Origin of the sequence: Caulobacter sp. 602-2 (assembly GCF_011043625.1) — a bacterium.
Lineage (GTDB): Bacteria > Pseudomonadota > Alphaproteobacteria > Caulobacterales > Caulobacteraceae > Caulobacter.
In genome coordinates this window covers 28,762-47,207 of record NZ_JAAKGT010000019.1, presented here as the reverse complement: position 1 = coordinate 47,207, position 18,446 = coordinate 28,762, and the positions used below count along the sequence as shown (strand labels likewise).

At 67.6% G+C, this 18,446-nt stretch carries 17 protein-coding genes and 1 tRNA gene; 5 read left to right on the top strand and 13 right to left on the bottom strand.

All coding sequences use genetic code 11. From position 1 onward, the window contains the following. Positions 1-29: 29 nt before the first annotated feature. Complete coding sequence (gene rpoB, locus G5B46_RS23405; protein ID WP_165262968.1) at positions 30-4,100, bottom strand: DNA-directed RNA polymerase subunit beta; 4,071 nt, start codon at positions 4,098-4,100, stop codon at positions 30-32. Positions 4,101-4,443: 343 nt separating this feature from the next. Here rpoB and G5B46_RS23400 point away from each other — a divergent pair, with 343 nt between their 5' ends. Further along, positions 4,444-6,153, top strand: coding sequence for a tetratricopeptide repeat protein (locus G5B46_RS23400; RefSeq protein ID WP_165262966.1), 1,710 nt, complete (start codon positions 4,444-4,446; stop codon positions 6,151-6,153). An 8-nt stretch (positions 6,154-6,161) separates the two neighbouring features. Beyond that, positions 6,162-7,463, top strand: coding sequence for a S41 family peptidase (locus G5B46_RS23395; protein ID WP_165262964.1), 1,302 nt, complete (start codon positions 6,162-6,164; stop codon positions 7,461-7,463). Positions 7,464-7,518: 55 nt separating this feature from the next. On the opposite strand, the gene G5B46_RS23390 is transcribed toward G5B46_RS23395, so the two are convergent. From G5B46_RS23390 to rplJ, 3 genes are all read right to left on the bottom strand, one after another. After that, positions 7,519-9,870 carry a glycoside hydrolase family 31 protein gene (locus G5B46_RS23390; RefSeq protein WP_165262962.1) on the bottom strand — a complete coding sequence of 784 codons (2,352 nt, stop codon included), beginning with the start codon at positions 9,868-9,870 and terminating at the stop codon, positions 7,519-7,521. 323 nt (positions 9,871-10,193) lie between these two features. Continuing rightward, a complete protein-coding gene (gene rplL / locus G5B46_RS23385) occupies positions 10,194-10,574 on the bottom strand; it encodes a 50S ribosomal protein L7/L12 (RefSeq protein WP_101713309.1) in 381 nt (126 codons plus the stop codon). A 46-nt stretch (positions 10,575-10,620) separates the two neighbouring features. After that, positions 10,621-11,139 (bottom strand): 50S ribosomal protein L10, encoded by a 519-nt coding sequence (rplJ, locus tag G5B46_RS23380; protein ID WP_101713310.1) that lies wholly within the window; start codon positions 11,137-11,139, stop codon positions 10,621-10,623. A 376-nt stretch (positions 11,140-11,515) separates the two neighbouring features. On the opposite strand from rplJ, the gene G5B46_RS23375 reads away from it, so the two are divergent. After that, a complete protein-coding gene (locus tag G5B46_RS23375) occupies positions 11,516-11,893 on the top strand; it encodes a VOC family protein (RefSeq protein ID WP_165262960.1) in 378 nt (125 codons plus the stop codon). 57 nt (positions 11,894-11,950) lie between these two features. Here the strand turns inward: G5B46_RS23375 and G5B46_RS23370 are convergent, their stop codons facing one another. The 8 genes from G5B46_RS23370 to G5B46_RS23335 all read right to left on the bottom strand — a co-directional run bounded on the left by G5B46_RS23370 (position 11,951) and on the right by G5B46_RS23335 (position 16,332). Continuing rightward, positions 11,951-13,174: a TIGR03862 family flavoprotein gene (locus G5B46_RS23370; RefSeq protein WP_346764971.1), complete on the bottom strand. Its 1,224-nt coding sequence runs from the start codon at positions 13,172-13,174 to the stop codon at positions 11,951-11,953. Then, positions 13,171-13,566, bottom strand: coding sequence for a type II toxin-antitoxin system VapC family toxin (locus G5B46_RS23365; protein WP_165262958.1), 396 nt, complete (start codon positions 13,564-13,566; stop codon positions 13,171-13,173). Before G5B46_RS23365 ends, G5B46_RS23370 begins: the two co-directional genes overlap by 4 nt. Beyond that, positions 13,566-13,805 (bottom strand): type II toxin-antitoxin system VapB family antitoxin, encoded by a 240-nt coding sequence (locus G5B46_RS23360; protein ID WP_165262956.1) that lies wholly within the window; start codon positions 13,803-13,805, stop codon positions 13,566-13,568. Before G5B46_RS23360 ends, G5B46_RS23365 begins: the two co-directional genes overlap by 1 nt. 128 nt (positions 13,806-13,933) lie before the next feature. Beyond that, on the bottom strand, positions 13,934-14,623 hold the full coding sequence (gene rplA / locus G5B46_RS23355) for a 50S ribosomal protein L1 (RefSeq protein ID WP_165262954.1): 690 nt from the start codon (positions 14,621-14,623) through the stop codon (positions 13,934-13,936). Between the two features lie 4 nt (positions 14,624-14,627). Beyond that, on the bottom strand, positions 14,628-15,059 hold the full coding sequence (rplK, locus tag G5B46_RS23350; protein ID WP_058346464.1) for a 50S ribosomal protein L11: 432 nt from the start codon (positions 15,057-15,059) through the stop codon (positions 14,628-14,630). 250 nt (positions 15,060-15,309) lie between these two features. Continuing rightward, complete coding sequence (nusG, locus tag G5B46_RS23345) at positions 15,310-15,867, bottom strand: transcription termination/antitermination protein NusG (protein ID WP_058346465.1); 558 nt, start codon at positions 15,865-15,867, stop codon at positions 15,310-15,312. Positions 15,868-15,881: 14 nt separating this feature from the next. Then, positions 15,882-16,193 carry a preprotein translocase subunit SecE gene (gene secE, locus G5B46_RS23340; RefSeq protein WP_101719570.1) on the bottom strand — a complete coding sequence of 104 codons (312 nt, stop codon included), beginning with the start codon at positions 16,191-16,193 and terminating at the stop codon, positions 15,882-15,884. A gap of 63 nt (positions 16,194-16,256) precedes the next feature. Then, a tRNA-Trp gene (locus G5B46_RS23335) sits at positions 16,257-16,332 on the bottom strand. Positions 16,333-16,576: 244 nt separating this feature from the next. Here G5B46_RS23335 and G5B46_RS23330 point away from each other — a divergent pair. Then, positions 16,577-16,750, top strand: coding sequence for a hypothetical protein (locus tag G5B46_RS23330; RefSeq protein ID WP_165262952.1), 174 nt, complete (start codon positions 16,577-16,579; stop codon positions 16,748-16,750). 50 nt (positions 16,751-16,800) lie between these two features. On the opposite strand, the gene G5B46_RS23325 is transcribed toward G5B46_RS23330, so the two are convergent. Beyond that, positions 16,801-17,091, bottom strand: a complete 291-nt coding sequence (locus G5B46_RS23325; RefSeq protein WP_240633813.1) for a hypothetical protein — start codon at positions 17,089-17,091, stop codon at positions 16,801-16,803. A gap of 377 nt (positions 17,092-17,468) precedes the next feature. Between G5B46_RS23325 and G5B46_RS23320 the strand changes: the two genes are divergently transcribed. After that, positions 17,469-18,305, top strand: a complete 837-nt coding sequence (locus G5B46_RS23320; protein WP_165262950.1) for a ferredoxin--NADP reductase — start codon at positions 17,469-17,471, stop codon at positions 18,303-18,305. Positions 18,306-18,446 lie beyond the last annotated feature (141 nt).

The window sequence follows — 18,446 nt, the reverse complement described above, 5'->3', positions numbered from 1 at the left end:
GTCGGCTCGACCGAGGAGGGAGATCCGGATCAGCTGTTCTCCAGCTCGACGTTCAGGCCGAGCGAGCGCATTTCCTTGACCAGCACGTTGAAGCTTTCCGGGATACCGGCTTCGAACGTGTCGTCGCCGCGGACGATCGACTCGTAGACCTTGGTCCGGCCGGCCACGTCGTCGGACTTCACCGTCAGCATTTCCTGCAGGGTGTAGGCCGCGCCGTAGGCTTCCAGAGCCCACACTTCCATTTCCCCGAAGCGCTGACCGCCGAACTGGGCCTTGCCGCCCAGCGGCTGCTGGGTGACCAGCGAGTACGGACCGATCGAACGGGCGTGGATCTTGTCGTCGACCAAGTGGTGCAGCTTCAGCATGTAGATGTAGCCGACCGTGACCGGACGCTTGAACTGCTCGCCGGTGGTGCCGTCGAACAGGATCGACTGACCCGAACGGTTCACGCCGGCCATCTCGAGGTGGTCCTCGATGTCTTCCATGCGCGCGCCGTCGAACACGGGGGTGGCGATCGGAACGCCCTTGCCCAGGTTCTTGGCCAGTTCGACCAGGTCTTCCTCGGTGTCCGGCAGCTCTTCGTCCGGGCCGTAGACGTCACGCAGACGCTCGACCAGGGCTTCCTTCTGGCCGCCGTGCTGCCAGTCCTCGAGCAGACCGGTGATCTGCTTGCCGAGGTTGGCGCAGGCCCAGCCCAGGTGGGTTTCGAAGATCTGACCGACGTTCATGCGCGAAGGCACGCCCAGCGGGTTCAGCACGAGGTCCACGTGGGTGCCGTCGGCGAGGAACGGCATGTCCTCGATCGGCAGGATGCGCGAGATGACGCCCTTGTTGCCGTGACGGCCGGCCATCTTGTCGCCCGGCTGCAGCTTGCGCTTCACCGCGACGAAGACCTTGACCATCTTCATGACGCCCGGGGGCAGTTCGTCGCCGCGCTGCAGCTTGTCGACCTTGTCTTCGAAACGACGGTCGAGGCGCTTGCGGTTCTCGTCGAACAGACGGCGCAGCGACTCCAGTTCGCCCATCGCCTTCTCGTCTTCGAGAGCGATCTGCCACCACAGGCCCGAAGCCACCCCGGCCAGGCCTTCGGCGGTGATTTCACCGCGCTGCAGGCCCTTGGGACCCGACAGGGCGACCTTGCCGATCAGCAGGTCCTTCAGGCGGCCCGAGATGTTGCGGTTCAGGATCGCGAACTCGTCGTCGCGGTCCTTGCCCAGACGGTCGATCTCGGCGCGTTCGATGGCGAGCGCGCGCTCGTCCTTGTCGACGCCGTGACGGTTGAAGACGCGCACGTCGACGATCGTGCCGGCGACGCCCGGGGGCAGGCGCAGGCTGGTGTCGCGGACGTCCGAAGCCTTCTCGCCGAAGATGGCGCGCAGCAGCTTCTCTTCCGGGGTCATCGGGCTTTCGCCCTTCGGCGTGACCTTGCCGACCAGGATGTCGCCCGGCTGGACTTCGGCGCCGATGGCCACGATGCCGGCTTCGTCGAGGTTGCGCAGGGCTTCCTCACCGACGTTCGGGATGTCGCGGGTGATTTCTTCCGGACCGAGCTTCGTGTCGCGGGCCATGACTTCGAATTCCTCGATGTGGATCGAGGTGAAGACGTCGTCACGGACGATGCGTTCGGAGATCAGGATGGAGTCTTCGAAGTTGTAGCCGTTCCAGGGCATGAACGCGACGAGCGCGTTGCGGCCCAGGGCCAGTTCGCCCAGTTCCGTCGACGGACCGTCGGCGATGATGTCGCCGGCGCTGATCTTGTCGCCCACCTTCACCAGCGGACGCTGGTTGATGCAGGTCGACTGGTTCGAGCGCTGGAACTTCGACATCCGGTAGATGTCGACGCCCGAGCGGGCCGGATCGGTCTCTTCGGTGGCGCGCACGACGATACGGGTGCCGTCGATCTGCTCGACGACGCCGGTGCGCTTGGCGATGACCACGGCGCCCGAGTCACGGGCGACGACCGCTTCCATGCCGGTGCCGACCAGCGGAGCGTCGGACTGCACCAGCGGCACGGCCTGACGTTGCATGTTCGAACCCATGAGGGCGCGGTTGGCGTCGTCGTTTTCGAGGAACGGGATCAGGGCGGCGGCCACCGACACGACTTGGCGCGGCGACACGTCCATCAGGTCCACCGTCTCCTTTTGCAGGAGGGTCGGTTCGCCGTTGATGCGGCCCGGAACCAGCTCTTCGACGATCTCGCCGCTGTCGACCTTGATGTTCGACTGGGCGATGACGTGCTTGGATTCCTCCATCGCCGACATGTAGACGACTTCGTCCTGCGGCTTGCCGTCCTTCACGCGACGGTACGGGCTCTCGATGAAGCCGTACTTGTTCACGCGGGCGTGGGTCGCCAGGCTGTTGATCAGACCGATGTTCGGGCCTTCCGGCGTTTCGATCGGGCAGATCCGGCCGTAGTGGGTCGGGTGAACGTCGCGGACTTCGAAGCCGGCGCGCTCACGGGTCAGACCGCCCGGGCCGAGGGCCGAGAGACGACGCTTGTGGGTGATTTCCGACAGCGGGTTCGTCTGGTCCATGAACTGCGACAGCTGCGAGGAGCCGAAGAATTCACGCACCGCGGCGGCCGCGGGCTTCGCGTTGATCAGGTCGTGCGGCATGACGGTGTCGATATCGACCGACGACATGCGTTCCTTGATGGCGCGCTCCATGCGGAGCAGGCCGACGCGGTATTGGTTTTCCAGCAGTTCGCCGACCGAACGCACCCGGCGGTTGCCGAGGTTGTCGATGTCGTCGATTTCGCCGCGGCCGTCGCGCAGGCCGACCAGCAGCTTCAGGACGGCCAGGACGTCTTCCTTGCGCAGGACGCGGACTTCGTCCGAGACTTCCTGCTCGAGGCGCATGTTCATCTTCACGCGGCCCACCGACGACAGGTCGTAGCGCTCGGCGTCGAAGAACAGCGACTTGAACATCGCTTCGGCGGCTTCCACCGTCGGCGGCTCGCCCGGACGCATGACGCGGTAGATGTCGAACAGCGCGTCTTCACGGACGGCGTTCTTGTCCACGCGCAGGGTGTTGCGCATGTAGGCGCCGACCGTCACGTGGTCGATGTCGAGCACGTCGATGGTGTCGAAGCCTTGGTCGGCCAGGGCCTGGATCGTCGGGACGTCCAGCTCGTCGCCGGCCTCGGCGTAGATTTCGCCGGTCTCGAAGTTGACGGCGTCACGGGCCAGGTAGCGGCCGGTCAGGGCTTCCGGACCGAGCAGCAGGGTCTTCAGACCGCCGTCGGCCAGCTTCTTGGCGTTGCGGGCGCTAATCTTCTGGCCAGCCGGAGCGACCTCTTCGCCGGTGTCGGCGTCGATCAGGGCGACTTCCGGCTTCACGCCGCGCCAGCGCTCGGGCTTGTACGGGGTGGCCCAGCCGCCCGAACGCTTCTCGAACGGAACGACGTCGTAGAAGGTGGTCAGGATCTCTTCGCCGTCCATGCCCAGGGCATAGAGGAAGGTCGTGGCCGGCAGCTTACGGCGACGGTCGATACGGACGTAGACGATGTCCTTGGCGTCGAACTCGAAGTCGAGCCACGAGCCGCGGTACGGGATCACGCGGGCGGCGAACAGCAGCTTGCCCGAGGCGTGGGTCTTGCCCTTGTCGTGGTCGAAGAACACGCCCGGCGAACGGTGCATCTGCGAGACGATGACGCGCTCGGTGCCGTTGACGATGAAGGTGCCCTTGTCCGTCATGAGCGGGATGTCGCCCATGTAGACGTCCTGCTCCTTGATGTCCTTGACCGAGCGGGCGCCGGTTTCTTCTTCCGTCTCGAACACGATCAGGCGCAGCTTGACCTTCAGCGGCGCGGCGAAGGTCATGTCGCGCTGGATGCATTCCTCGACGTCGTACTTCGGCTCTTCGAACTCGTACGAGACGTATTCGAGCACGGCGCGCTCGTTGAAGTCCTTGATCGGGAACACCGACTTGAAGACCGCCTCGACGCCCTCGTCGCGACGCTGGCCCGGACGGACCTCGCGCTGCAGGAACTGTTCGTAGGAGGAGCGCTGAACCTCGATGAGGTTCGGCATCTGCACAGCCTCGGGAATGCGGCCGAACGACTTCCGGATCCGCTTCTTGCCGGTGAAGGATTGCGCCATGTTTTTTCCCTGCGGCGCGGATGGACTCCGCGCGTGAGTTCGAATGTCCGTCGCGTCCACCCTCGCCGCTCCCCTTGCCGGGAAGCGCTGGACGCTGGAATTCCCCTGACTGGCGACCGGGACCGGAAGCCTGTCGGGCGCCCCTTCGCGCGTATCGGAGGGCGGCTGATCGCGCCTCGGGGCGTTGAAGAGCGGACGTGCGTGGACGCACTCCGCCGAAATGTCTTCGTGAACGGGCCGATATAGGGGATCGAAGCGAGGATGAAAAGGGGGAAACAGCGACCAATTTGAAGGCGCAGGCTCGTTCAACGCGGCGACGCTTCCCTCTGGCCAAGGCCCGCCGATGACCGCCGCGCTCAAGACCCGCCCCGCCGCGCGCGCCCTGTCGCCGCTGCACCGCATCGCCGCGCGGCTCGACGAGGCGCCCCCCGCGGCCCGCAAGCGCCTGATCGCGGCCGGGGATGCGCTGGCGAACGGCGACTTCGCCCGCGCCGAGAGCCTGGCGGCGGCCACCCTGCCCGAGGGCGCAAGCCTGGCCCTGCGCCTGATCGGCCTTGTGCGCGAGCGGGCTGGCGCCCTGCCCCAGGCCTTCGACGCCCTGCGGCAGGCCCACCTGCTGGCCCCCGCCGATCCCGACGGCGTGCGCGACCTGGCGCGCCTGGCCCGGCGCATGGGCCAGCCGGCCCTGGCCGCCGACCTGCTGACCCGCGTGCGCGCCGCCTGCCCCGGCGACCTGGCCGACGCCCAGGACCTTGCGGCCGTGCTGCGCGACCTCGACCGCTGCGACGAGGCCCTGGCGATCGTCCGCGAGGCGATGGCCGGCGCTCCCGACGCGCCGCACCTGTGGAGCCTGCTCGGCTCGATCGCCGCCCAGAAGGGCGACGACGCCGACGCCTGCGTGTTCCACGACGAGGCCCTGCGGCTGGCGCCCCGCGACGTGCCGATCCTGGCCAACGCCGCGCTGGCCCGCCTCGACGTCGGCGACGCGGCGGCCGCGAAGGCGGCGTGCGACGCGGCCCTGGCCGCCGGGCCCACCCCGCCCCAGGCCGCCGCCGTGCGCCTGGCCCGCGCCACCGCCCGCCTGTGCCTGGGCGACCTTGGCGGCTGGGACGACTACGCCGCCCGCCTGGCGCCCGAACGCCGCGAGGCCCTGGCCTTTGACATCCCCGGAGCGCGCTGGACGCCCGCCCAGCCCCTGCGCGGCCTGCACCTGCTGCTGGTCGGCGAGCAGGGCCTGGGCGACGAGGTGATGTTCGGGTCGATGATCCCCGATCTGCTGGCCGCCCTGGGACCTTCGGGGCGCCTGACCCTGGCCGTCGAGCCGCGCCTGGTCCCGCTTTTCGCCCGGGGGTTTCCGGCCGCACGCGTGGTCGCCCACGCCAGCGCGACCCTGGCCGGGCGCACGATCCGCAGCGCGCCACCAGCCGGCGAGCGGCACGGGGCCTGGGCGCCCATGGGCGCGCTGCTGCCCGTGCTGCGGCCCAGCGCCGAGCGCTTTTCCCCCCGGGCCTTCCTGTCGCCCGATCCCGAACGCCTGGCCCATTGGCATGACTGGCTGGCGACCCTGCCTCCCGGCCGCAAGGTCGGCGTCATGTGGCGCAGCCGGCTGATGGGGGGCCTGCGAGCCCGCCGCTTCGCCCCGTTCGAGGCCTGGGCCCCGGTGCTGCGCGCGCGCGGCGCGGTGTTCGTCAATCTGCAGTACGGCGAGCCCGAGGCCGAACTGGCCCAGGCCAAGGCGCAAGGCCTCGACATCCTTACGCCGCCCGGTCTGGACCTGATGCAGGATCTCGAGGGCGTCGCCGCCCTGGCCTGCGCCCTCGACCTGATGGTCGGCCCGATGACCGCCACCAGTAACCTCGCCGCCGCGTGCGGCGTCGAAACCTGGATCCTCGCCGGCAACCCGCCCTGGCCGATGCTGGGAACCGGCGGCTGGCCCTGGTACGCGTGCGTCCGGGCCTTCGCGCCGGAAGGACCAGACGACTGGACGCCGAGGCTGGAAGTCCTGGGGCGGGCGCTCGAGGAGGCCATAGGCCAAGCTCCAGACCTCGGCTAAGAGGAGTCATGAGCAAAACCCTGGCGACAGCTTCCGCCCCCGGCACAACCCATAGCGCTGCGATCGCGCCCCGGCGAGGCGTGCGGGCGGCGCTCGTCGTGGCGGGCGCCCTGGCCCTGTTGCCAACGGCGCCGCGGGCGCAGCCAGACGAGGCGCCCAGCCCCGCCGCCCTGGCGCAGATCGCCCAGTTGGTGAAGGACAACTATCTGCTTCCGATCGCGGTCGACGGCGCCGCGGACGAGACTCTGCTCGGCAGGCTCGACCCGCAGTCCAGCTACCTCTCGGTGGCCGAGATCCGTCGCCTTCAGGCCTTTGCCTCGACCGTCGACCCGGGCGTGCTGCTGCTGCCCCTGGCGGCGACTTCGGGGCCTGAACCGCTTGTCGGCAGGTCGGCCGGCGGCGGCCGGGCCGCGGGCGTGCGCGCCGGCGACATCCTGGTCGCGATCGACGGAGAGCCGACCGCCGGCCAATCAGAGGACGCGCTGCGACATCGGATGCGGGGCCCGGCGGGAACGTCGGTGCGCCTGACGGTGAGGCGCGATGGCAAGACGCTCGATCTGGTCGCCGAACGCGCCGCCAAGCAGGCCGGCGCCGAGATCTCGGCCCGGCGGATCGGAAACGTGGGATATGTCCGGATCGACAGCCTGGATGAAGGAACCGTGGGTCGGCTCGCCGAAGCGGTGAAGACCATGCAGGCCCAGACGCCCGGCCTGAAGGGACTGGTCCTGGATCTTCGCGACTGCCCGGGAGGCCTTCTGGAACAGGCGCTGCGCATCGCCGACCTTTTCCTGACCGGCGGCCCGATGCTGACCCAGCGCGGACGCGAGGCCAGCGACGTGACGCGCCGAAAGGCCGATCGTGACGAACTGCTCTCGGGCCACCCCGTGGTCGTGTTGGTGAACGCCCGCACGGTGGCGGGGGCCGAGATCGTGGCGGGGGTGCTGCAGGAACGCGGCCGGGCGAGGGTCGTCGGCATGCCCACCTACGGCAACGGCCTGATCCAGACGGTCATTCCACTGAATGGCGCCCGCGACGGCGCCCTGCGCCTGACGACCGGCGCCTGGTACCTGCCTTCGGGGCGCCCTCTGCAGAAGAGCGGGATCACACCGGATGTCGTGGTCGCCGCCGACGCGCGAGACCTGGCGCCCCAGCCGCGCGAGATCAACATCAAGGGCGCGCTCGACGCTCCCACGACGGGCCCGGTCACGCCTCCCCCCTCCGTCGGACCGCCCGAGCTGCCGCCGCCCGGCTACGACACCGAGGCCGGCGACTACCAGCTGGACCGCGCCCTGGCGATCGTGGCGCGCTAGTCGTCGCCGCCAGAAAAAAAGGGGAGGACGTTTCCGCCCTCCCCTCTTCGTCTTCTTACTTCACCACCTGCACGGCGGCCTGGGCCTGGGCCGCGAGGCCCTTGTCGCCCGTGGCCGTCAGCTTGCCGGCCTTGTCGTCCCAGCGCAGCTTGGCCGTCTTGCCGACGCCCTTCTCGTAGGCGTTGGTGACGCCGTCGTCGTCATAGAGCGAGAACTCGGCGTCGCGGCCCGGATAGACCTTCACCGCGCTGATCGCCTGGACCTGGCTGGTGTTGGAGATCGGCGCGCCCATCGGCACGATCGAACCGGCGCGCACGAACAGCGGGATGACGTCGATCGGCGCCTTCACCCGGATCGTCTGGCCGCCCGTGAACTTCTGGTTGGTCCAGTAGTCGTACCAGTCGGCGCCGGCCGGCAGGTAGACGTCGCGCTCGGTCTGGCCCTGCTGGGTGACCGGTGCCACCAGGAAGGCCGGGCCGAACATGTACTGGTCGCCGATGTCGGCCACCTTCGGATCGTTCGGGAAGTCCATGAACAGGCCGCGCATGAAGGGCGCGCCGGTGTCGTAGGTCGTCTTGCCCATGGAATAGAGGTACGGCATCAGCTCGTAGCGGAGCTTGAGGTACTTGGAGAGCACGCCCTCGGCTTCCTTGCCGAACGACCACAGCTCGTTGCCCTTGCGCATGCCGTGCACCCGCAGGGTCGGGGTGAACACGCCGTACTGGAACCAGCGGGTGAAGAGCTCGGGATAGTCGTTGTTCTGGCCGACCACGTCGCGGGCGTCCGACGGATCCAGCAGCGGCGCCTTGGTCGCCGTCGTGGTCTGCGGCAGCCACTGCCAGCCGCCGATGTCGTTGCCCCAGTACGCGAGGCCCGAAGCGGTGAAGTTCAGGCCCGACGGCACCTGGCGGCGCAGGGCCTCCCAGGTCGGCTGGATGTCGGACGACCAGAACAGCGAGCCGTTGCGCTGGGCGCCGGTGTAGGCGGCGCGGGCCAGGATCAGGTTGCGCTTGTCGGGACGATCGCGACGCGAGCCGTCGGCCGCCAGCTGGGCGTGCATCAGCGGGAAGGCGTTGCGGATGCGGTCGCCCGAGCCGGCCTTGAAGAAGAAGCCCGACGGCACAAGGTCCGGCTCGGTCTCGTCCAGCCACAGCCAGTCGAAGCCCTGCGAGATGATGTTGTCGCGGATCTTGCCCCAGAACCAGTCGCGGGCCTCGGGGTTGGTGCTGTCGATCAGCGCGCCGGTGCGGTCGCTGCGGAACGGCAGGCCGTCGACCGGATTGCCGTTCTCGTCCTTCAGGAACCAGCCCTTCTCGGCCAGGTAGTTGAAGTAGCGGCCTTCCTGCTCGAAGCGGGGCCACACGCTGATGATGGTGTGAACGCCGCGATCGTGCAGCGTCTTGTTCATGCCGGCCGGGTCGGGGAACTGCGCCGGATCGATGTCGATCTGGCCCATGCGGGTCCAGTGGAACCAGTCCAGCACCATGATGTCGAGCGGCAGCTGGCGCTTCTGGTAGCCGTCGGCCACGGCCATGAACTCGGCCTGGCTCTCGTAGCGGGCCTTGGACTGGATGTAGCCGAAGGCGGCCTTGGGCGGCAGCGGCGTCACGCCGGTCAGGGCGCGGTAGCCGGCGTAGATCTCGTCGGTGGTCTTGCCGGTGATGACAAAGAACGACACGCGCTCGCCGACATTGCTCTGCCACAGGGTGCGGCCGTTGACGCCCGGATAGATCTTGGTGGCCGACGGGTTGTCCCACAGGATCCCGTATCCCTTGGAAGTCACCAGGAACGGCACGCAGACGCTCTCGCCGTGCGGCGCATCGTAGTCGTGCTTGCAGTCGATGGTGCGGCCGCGCAGGTCGAGCGCGCCTTCCGACTCCTGGTTTTGGCCAAGGCCGTAGAAGTGCTCGTCGGCGGTCGTCGAGAAGCTGGCGCCGGCGCGATAGGTCTTCTCGCCGCTCACGACGTGGGGCGACATCTCCCAGCCGTTCATGTCGACCAGCGACGTGCCGTCGGGCTTGCGCACCTTGATCGACACCGGCGGCAGGGCCGGGGCGAAGTAGCGCTCCTGCAGGCTGGGCGCGCCCGGCCACGGCTGGGCGACAACTTCCAGCGACAGCTCGGCCGAGGTGAAGATGTCGGCGCCGGCCTTCTGGTCGTGGCGCCAGCCCTTGTCGGTGGCCACGCCGTTGACGCCGTAGCCTGGGGCGGCCTTGGCCAGGTCCTTGTCCTGGCTGATGGTCACGCGGATCACGTTGGGAGCGTAGGTCTCGACCGACACATAGGCGCCGTTGCGGTCGACCGTCGTCTGCGGCGCGGCGAGCGCCATGCCCGCCCCGGCGCTGAGCGCCAGGCCCGAAACCAGTCCCAGGACGCGCGCCCGCGCGCCGCTACCCAGCCAAGCCATGCGATTCCTCCACTAAGTTACCGCTATCATTTCCTGATGCTGGCGTAGTGGGGGCTGACAGCGCCGTCAACGCAGAAGGTGCGATTTATGGGATGAATGGAAGGAACCTCCCCCTCTGGGGGAGGCGATCGCGCAGCGATCGGTGGGGGGGCGTAACTTCGAGATTGGCCGACGCCCCGGAAGCTGAAAGCTTCCCCCCACCGGCCTTCGGCCGCCTCCCCCTCTGGGGGAGGTTCCAAAGAAAACGGGCCCGGAGGTTTCCCTCCGGGCCCGTCTCGTAAGGTCATGAAGACCAGATCCGCGTCAGACGACGCGGAACCGGATTACTTCACTTGGACCTTGGCGCCGGCTTCGGTCAGCTTCTTGGCGACTTCGTCGGCCTGCTGCTTCGAAACGTTTTCGACGACGTTCTGCGGAGCGCCTTCGACCAGGTCCTTGGCTTCCTTCAGGCCGAGGTCCGGACGGACGCCGCGGACTTCCTTGATCACGTTGATCTTCTTGTCGCCGCCGTCGACCAGGACAACGGTGAACTCGGTTTGCTCTTCAGCGGCTTCAGCCGGAGCAGCGGCGCCACCGACGGCGGCCACGGCGACCGGAGCGGCGGCCGAGACGCCCCACTTTTCTTCCAGCAGCTTCGAGAGTTCAGCGGCTTCCAGCACCGACAGGGTGGACAGTTCTTCGACCAGCTTTTCGAGCTTCGACATGTGTCAGTTCCTTAGAGAGATTGGGATAGATTTGCGGGGATGACCGTTACGCGGCGTCTTTGGTCGCGTAGGCGTTGAAGACGCGAGCCAGCTGGCCAGCCGGGGCCTGCAGGACGCCAGCGATCTTGGTCGCCGGAGCCTGGATGAGGCCGATGAGCTTGCCACGCAGTTCGTCCAGCGACGGCAGGGTCGCCAGAGCGCGCACGCCGGCTTCGTCGAGCACGTTGGTCTGGTCCAGAACGCCACCGACAATCTTGAGCTTGTCGTTTTCTTTGGCGAACTGCACCGCGATCTTCGCGGCCGAGACGGCGTCCGGGCCAAAGGCGATGGCGACCGGACCGGTGAAGAGCGTGTCGCCCTTTTCACCGAGCTTGCCGTCCAGAGCCTTGAGGGCCAGGGTGTTCTTCACAACCTTGATCGCGGCGCCTTCCTTGCGGAGGCGAAGACGAAGGTCGGTCATTTCCGCAACGGTCAGACCCATGTAGTGGGTCACGACGACAGCGCCGGCATCGGCGAAGACGCTTTTCAGCGACTCGATCGATTCCTGCTTTTGAGCGCGGTCCATTGCGGTCTCCTACTCAGTTGCAGGCGGCCGGACCATTCCGGCAGCCAGATGCTCGTCCCATGCGGAATTGCTCCCGCGCGCGAGTTGCATCAGCCTGTTCCAAGGAAAGTCGGCCGCGCACCTGACTCGGGCAAAGCCGCGAGAGAGGAGGTCTTGGCGTCTCTATCCCTGTCTCCCGACGGCGAGGAAGGGCCCTTCCTCGATTATGGCGTTGGTGACCCCACGCCCCGTAGTTCTCAAACAGGTTCGCCGCCAAACCGGAGTCCAGCGGAGAGGCGGGCCGTATAGAGGATTTGTTCAGGGAACGCAACCGGGTGTCGGAACGCGGCGCGCTCGAACGTCTTCAAGGCGGTGAACCCCGAGAAGGAGCCTTCCGATGCTTGGCCAGTTCGACGCCTCCCCCACTCTGCCCGTCAAGGATCTGGCGCGAGCCAGGCGCTTCTACGAGGACGTTCTGGGCCTTCCGCCCGCGGGCGATTCCGAGATGGGCGTCCAGGCCTATCGCGCTGGCGGCGTGAGCCTGACCGTCTACGAGTCCGCGTTCGCAGGAACCAACCAGGGCACAGCCGTCACCTGGCCCGTCGGCGGGCGCTTCGACGCCGTCGTCGCCGCCCTGCGGGACAAGGGCGTGGCCTTCGAGACCTACGACATGCCGGGGATCGAGGTGGAAGACGGGGTGCACCATGCCGGCGACATGAAGCTCGTGTGGTTCAAGGACCCGGACGGCAACATCCATCACGTGGGGAGTTTTTGAAGCTCCCTTTAGCTCGTCATCCCGGCGGAGGCGCGCCGCAGACCCGGGACCCAGCGGTCAACGCACGGCGACCAAGGTCGCCGCCTTCGCCGCCGCCACCCCCGTCGCGAAACAGGCCTGCAGCAGATAGCCGCCGGTGGGCGCCTCCCAGTCCAGCATCTCGCCGGCCAGGAAGACGTCGGGCCGCGCTTTCAGGGCCAGGCCGTCCAGGCTGTCGAAGACCACACCGCCGGCCGCAGAGATCGCCCGGTCCAGCGGACGGGCGGCGGTCAGCCGGATCGGCGCGGCCTTGATGGCGGCGGCCAGCGCCGCCGGCTGGCTCGGCAGGTCCAGGCCGTGGGCTTCGCGCAGCAGGTTCACCTCGACCGGCGACAGCTTCAGCGCCTTGCGCAGGTGGTTGGCCAGCGACTGGCCGCCGCGCGCGCCCGACAAGCGCCGCTCCAGGGTCTCGGCCGGGAGGTCGGGCCGCAGGTCGATGGTCAGCACGGCCGCGCCGTCGCGGGCGATCGCCGCGCGCGGCGCCGCCCCCAGGGCGTAGACCGCCCCGCCTTCGAGCCCGTAGCCGGCGACCATGGCGTCGCCGCGGGCCTGGCGGCCGTCGCAGGTCAGGCGGACGTTCTTCAGCGGCTCGCCGGCGAAGCGGTCGCGGAAGATCTCGCTCCACGAAACCTCGAAGCCGCAGTTGGCCGCCTGGAACGGCGCGACGCCCGCGCCCTGCCCTTCCAGCAGGCCCGTCCAGGCCGCGTCGGAGCCGAGCTTGGGCCAGCTGGCGCCGCCCATGGCCAGGATCGTCGCGCGCGGCCGCCAGGTCTCGCGGCCGCCCGGGCCGTCGATCAGCAGCGCGCCGTCGTCGTCCCAGCCCGCAAAGGCCGAGCGCGTGCGCAAGCTCACACCCAGCGCCTCCAGCCGCGCCAGCCAGGCGCGCAACAGCGGCGAGGCCTTCATGACCTTGGGAAACACCCGCCCGCTGGCGCCGACGAAGGTCTCCTGCCCCAGGGCCTCGGCCCAGGCGATAAGGTCGGCCGGCGTGAAGGCCTCCAGCATCGGCCGCAGCGTCGCCTCGCGATCGCCGTAGCGGCCGGCGAAGCGTTCGAAGTCTTCCGAGTGGGTCAGGTTCAGGCCGCCGCGGCCGGCCATCAGGAACTTGCGGCCGAAAGTCGGCAGCTTCTCGAACACCACGACCGAGCGACCGGCCTGCGCCAGACGCTGGGCGGCGATCAGCCCCGCGGGCCCGCCGCCGACCACGGCGACGTCGATGGTGCTGGAAACGTCAGAAGTCACGCGGCCTCGATGTCCGTCAGAGCAAAGTCGTCGCCCTTGTAGAGCAGCGGAACGCCATGCGCCTTGGCGCAGGCATAGGAAAAGCAGTCGCCCATGTTCAGCTTGGCGGGATGAACACCCTTGCCGAAGCGGGCATGGGCATCGAGGGCCAAGGCCTGCTCGGCTTCAGCGATAGGAACCGGGCGTGCATCAAACGTCGACTGCAGGTCGCCGAGCCTCCCGGCGGCCTCGATCTGACCGAGGGTGGTCGCGCGAGAAACCGCCCGAACGGTCTCCCACCCCGCGATGGCCGATGTCAGCACGGCGGGCGCGTCCGCCAACTTGGTCCTGAAGGCTTCCACCTCGGGCTCCTCCAGGAGCATGGCCGTCCAGGCCGAAGCGTCGACAAACATCAGTCGTCGTTGAGACTGTCGAAGAACGCCTTGTCCGCCTTCAGACCCGTCCGGGGTTGGCCGGCGACCTCGGCGCATATGGCGCGCGCCTTGGCCAGCTTCTCTTCGCGCATCTTCTCTCGCGCAGCCAGCGCTTCGCCGGCGGCGAGCTTCACCGCCTCGGTGATGCCCACATGAGCCTTCTCGGCCAATTGGCGAACCAGGGCGTCGGTTTCGGGATCGCGGATGTGGAAGGCCATGGATCTTCTCCGTCTAGACGGAAGATAACATCGGCTAGCCAGAGCGCCAAACACCCGCCCAAACGCAAGACGGGCGCTGGATCGCTCCAGCGCCCGCCCGCGAAGTCAGTTCGCTTCGGATCAGCCGATTAGGCGGTGATCGAGGCGATGTCGACCTTGAAGCCCGGACCCATGGTCGAGGACAGGCCGACGCGCTTGACGAACACGCCCTTGGCGCCCGAGGGCTTGGACTTGTTCAGGGCGTCGATCAGGGCCTTGACGTTGATCAGCAGGGCTTCGTCGGTGAACGAGGCCTTGCCGATGCCGGCGTGGACGATACCAGCCTTCTCGACACGGAACTCGACGGCGCCGCCCTTGGCGTCCTTAACGGCTTGGCCGACGTTCGGGGTCACGGTGCCGACCTTCGGGTTCGGCATCAGGCCGCGCGGGCCCAGCACCTTACCGAGACGACCGACCAGGGCCATCATGTCCGGGGTGGCGATGACGCGGTCGAAGTCCATGAAGCCGTTCTGGATCTTTTCGACCAGGTCCTCGGCGCCGACCACTTCGGCGCCGGCGGCGGTGGCTTCGGCGGCCTTGGCGTCCTTGGCGAAGACGGCGACGCGAACGTCACGGCCCGTGCCCGACGGCAGCTGAACGACGCCACGGACCTGCTGGTCGGCGTGACGCGGGTCGACGCCCAGGTTCACCGAGATCTCGATGGTCTCGTCGAACTTGGCCTTGGCGTTGGCCTTGACCAGAGCGATGGCGTCGGCGACGGCGTGGGTGGCGTCACGGTCGCCGGTCCAGGCCTTGATGCGCTTGGGTTGCGTAGCCATTGGATTAGGCCTCCACGATCTTCAGGCCCATGGCCTTGGCGGAGCCTTCGATGATCTTGGCCGCGGCCTCGATGTCGTTGGCGTTCAGGTCCTTCATCTTCTTTTCGGCGATTTCGCGCAGCTGCGTGCGCGTCACTTCGCCGACGGTCTCACGACCGGTCAGCTTCGCACCCGACTTCAGGCCGGTGATCTGCTTCAGGTAGTGGGTCGCCGGGGGCGTCTTGGTGATGAAGGTGAACGACTTGTCTTGGTAGACAGTGATCACGGTCGGCAGGGGGGTGCCCTTTTCGACGTTCTCGGTGCGCGCGTTGAACTCCTTACAGAAGCCCATGATGTTGACGCCGCGCTGACCCAGAGCCGGGCCGATGGGGGGCGAAGGCGTGGCCGAGCCAGCCTTCACCTGGAGCTTGATGTAGCCCAGGATCTTCTTAGCCATAGTGTCCTCTCGTGAGGGCCGAAGCCCTCGCTGGTGAGCCGTGGTGCGGGCTTGGCGGCCCTTCCACGGATTTGGGTTCGCCAAAACGGCGAACACGCCTCGGAACCAGGTCCCGAAGCGAGGTCGCGGCGTTTAGCAGGAGAGCGGCGGAGAGTCAAAGACCCCCTCGCCCGCCCGGCCCGCAAACAAGCAAAAACCCCGCGCCGTCGCCGGCGCGGGGTTTTCGAAAGCTTCGGTGCGGAAAGGCCGCTTAGGCGATCTTTTCGACCTGGCTGTATTCCAGCTCGACCGGGGTCGCGCGGCCGAAGATCGAGACGGTGACCCGCAGGCGGGCCTTTTCCTCGTCGACCTGCTCGACCGAGCCGTTGAAGCTGGCGAACGGGCCGTCGATGACGCGGACGTTCTCGCCGACTTCGTACAGCACGACGGTCTTGGGCTTCTCGACGCCCTCTTCGATCGCGCCGACGATGCGCTGGACTTCCTTTTCGGAGACCGGGGTCGGCTTGGAGCCGCTGCCCAGGAAGCCCGTCACCTTCGGGGTGTTCTTGATCAGGTGGTAGGCCTCGTCCGAGAGGTTCATCTTCACCAGGACGTAGCCCGGGAAGAACTTGCGCTCGGCGTTGACCTTGCGGCCGCGGCGGATCTCGACGACGTCCTCAGTGGGCACCAGGATCTCGGAGAAGCTGTCTTCCAGGCCCTGGGCCTTGGCTTGCTCACGGATGCTCTCGGCCACCTTCTTCTCGAAGTTCGAGTAGGCGTGGACGATGTACCACTTGTGGTTCGGGTTGGTCGCGGTTTCGGTGCTCATGGTCTTTATATGTCTTATCCGGCCGCGAACTTCAGCAGCAGATTGGCCAGCGTACCCAGAATCCAGTCGACGCCGAAGAAGAACACCGAGGCGACGATCACCATGATGAAGACCATCACCGAGGTGATCCACGTCTCCTTGCGGGTGGTCCAGGTGATCTTGCGGGCCTCGGCGCGGACTTCGCGGAAGAACTGCACCGGGTTGAAGGGCTTCTTGGGGGCGGCGGCAGCCGCGGAAGGAGCCTGACCGGCAGGGGCCAGCGCCGCGGCCGTACGGGCGGCGCGGTTCTTGATCGCTGACGGGCTGGATCCCGGTTTCCTGGCCATGGTTTCAGAGGCTCGCGTATCTGACAGGCCGGGCCGAACGCCGGACCGGCCGATGACATATAGTGGCAGGAGTGGAGGGACTCGAACCCCCGGCCCTCGGTTTTGGAGACCGATGCTCTACCAGCTGAGCTACACTCCTGCAGAACTCCGGTCCCGATAGAGAGGACCGCAGCCTTGGCGACGGTCGAGGCCGGAGGGCCGCGAGCGGCGCCGCCGACGCTTCCCAGCGCCAGAGCGGCGTCGTGTAGCAGGGTCGTTTGCGCCCGGCAAGCGGATCAGGACGCGTTCGACACGCGTTGTTGCCTAAGTCGCGGACCAAACGGCGCCTTTTCACAGGTTTCTTGGTCCGCAACGCGCCCGAACGCTTCAGGAAAGGCTCAGGAATGGCCGCGAACACAGGCGTGCGCCCCTCCAATCGAGAGGTCGAGCACGAGAATCAACGGACGAATCCCTCCGCCGACGGCAAGCCGCCGCGTCCCGCCACCGAACCGGTCGGCGGTGAAGACAGCGTCGACACGCCCAAGACCCGCACAGACCCCGGCTCCGGCGAAGGCTGAAGCGCAGCCTTCACCGGAGCTCTAGAGCCGTGCGAAGCGATCAGGCGGCGCTAGCCGTCCTTCTTCTCTTCGGCGCCGGTCGAGGCGCTCGGCGTCGCCGCCGCGCACTGGACGTTCAGGTACGACCATTTCACGTCCGTGAGCTCACGGCCGCATTCGGTGTTCTTGCCTTGGTCGCGACCCCGCAGCGAGACGCCGACCCCCTTGGCGGGGTCCGGAGCCGGGCTGGCGCTGGAGACGTCGTAATAGCCGCCGTTGGGGCCGCGCACGACGAGGCACTTGGTGTTCTCGACCGGCCGCACGCAGCCGCTCGCCGTCACCGACTTGCCTTCCAGGGTCACTTGTTGGGCCTTGGCGGACTTGGATTGGGCGCCGCCTTCACAACCCGCTACGCCTAACGCTAACAGACTGGCCGCCGCGGCGGCCATGACGAACCTCACCCGCATACGTTCCTCCGTATCGTTGGCTTCGCGAACGAAGCAAAAGGAAGTCTGCGCCCCGTTGGGGTGGTCGGCAATCACATTTTTGACACAGTCAGAAAAAGCGAACGGCGATATTTTGGACCGCTCGTAGAATTTTTTCTCACAGCGGGTTCAGAGAGCAAAAGTTGACATCCGCTCTCAACTTCTCACATGACACCCGTGTCGCCTTCAGGGCCGGAGCGACGCCCGACTTTTCTTGCGTGCGCTGCGCGCGAACAGGATCGAAAACCGAAGACATGACGGCCGAGACCGCCACCGCCGCCGCCCCTGCTCCCGCCAAGGAGTCCCCGCACAACCTCGAGACCGTTCTCTGGGTCAAGCACTGGACCGACCGGCTGTTCAGCTTCGCCATCACCCGTCCGGCCAGCTTCCGCTTCCGCTCGGGCGAGTTCGTGATGATCGGCCTGCCCGCCCGCGAGGAACTGGGCGAGAAGAAGCCGATCCTGCGCGCCTATTCGATCGGCTCGCCCTCGTTCGCCGAGGAACTCGAGTTCTTCTCGATCAAGGTGCCCGACGGCCCGCTGACCTCGCGCCTGCAGCAGATCAAGGCCGGCGACCAGGTCCTGCTCGGCAAGAAGCCGACCGGCACCCTGGTGCTGGACGCGGTCAAGCCGGGCAAGCGCCTGTTCCTGTTCGGCACCGGCACGGGCCTGGCCCCGTGGCTGTCGGTCGCCCGCGACCCCGACGCCTACAGCCGCTTCGAGAAGGTGATCGTCGCCCACGGCGTGCGCGAAGTGCAGGAACTGGCCTATCGCGACCTCTTCACCAGCGAGATCCACGACGACCCGCTGGTCGGCGACGAGGCCAAAGCCCAGCTGGTCTACTATCCCACCGTCACCCGCGAGCCGTTCGAGCGCCAGGGCCGCTTCACCGACCTGATCGAGAGCGGCAAGCTGTTCACCGACCTCGGCTTGGAAGGCGGCAAGTTCGATCCCGAGCACGACCGCGCCATGCTGTGCGGCTCGATGGCCATGATCAAGGACACCGCCGCCCTGCTGGAGGCCCACGGCCTGGTCGAAGGCTCCAACGCCGAGCCCGGCGACTTCGTCATCGAGCGCGCCTTCGTCGGCTGATCCGGCGAGCATCGCACCGAATTGAAAAGGCCAGCCGTCAGGCTGGCCTTTTTGCTGCGCGCTCCAGGGCGGCGCTCGGGTCGAACAGCTTGTTCACCGAGCTCCCCCCTCGCGGGGATTAGGCGGACTTGGGTTCCCGGC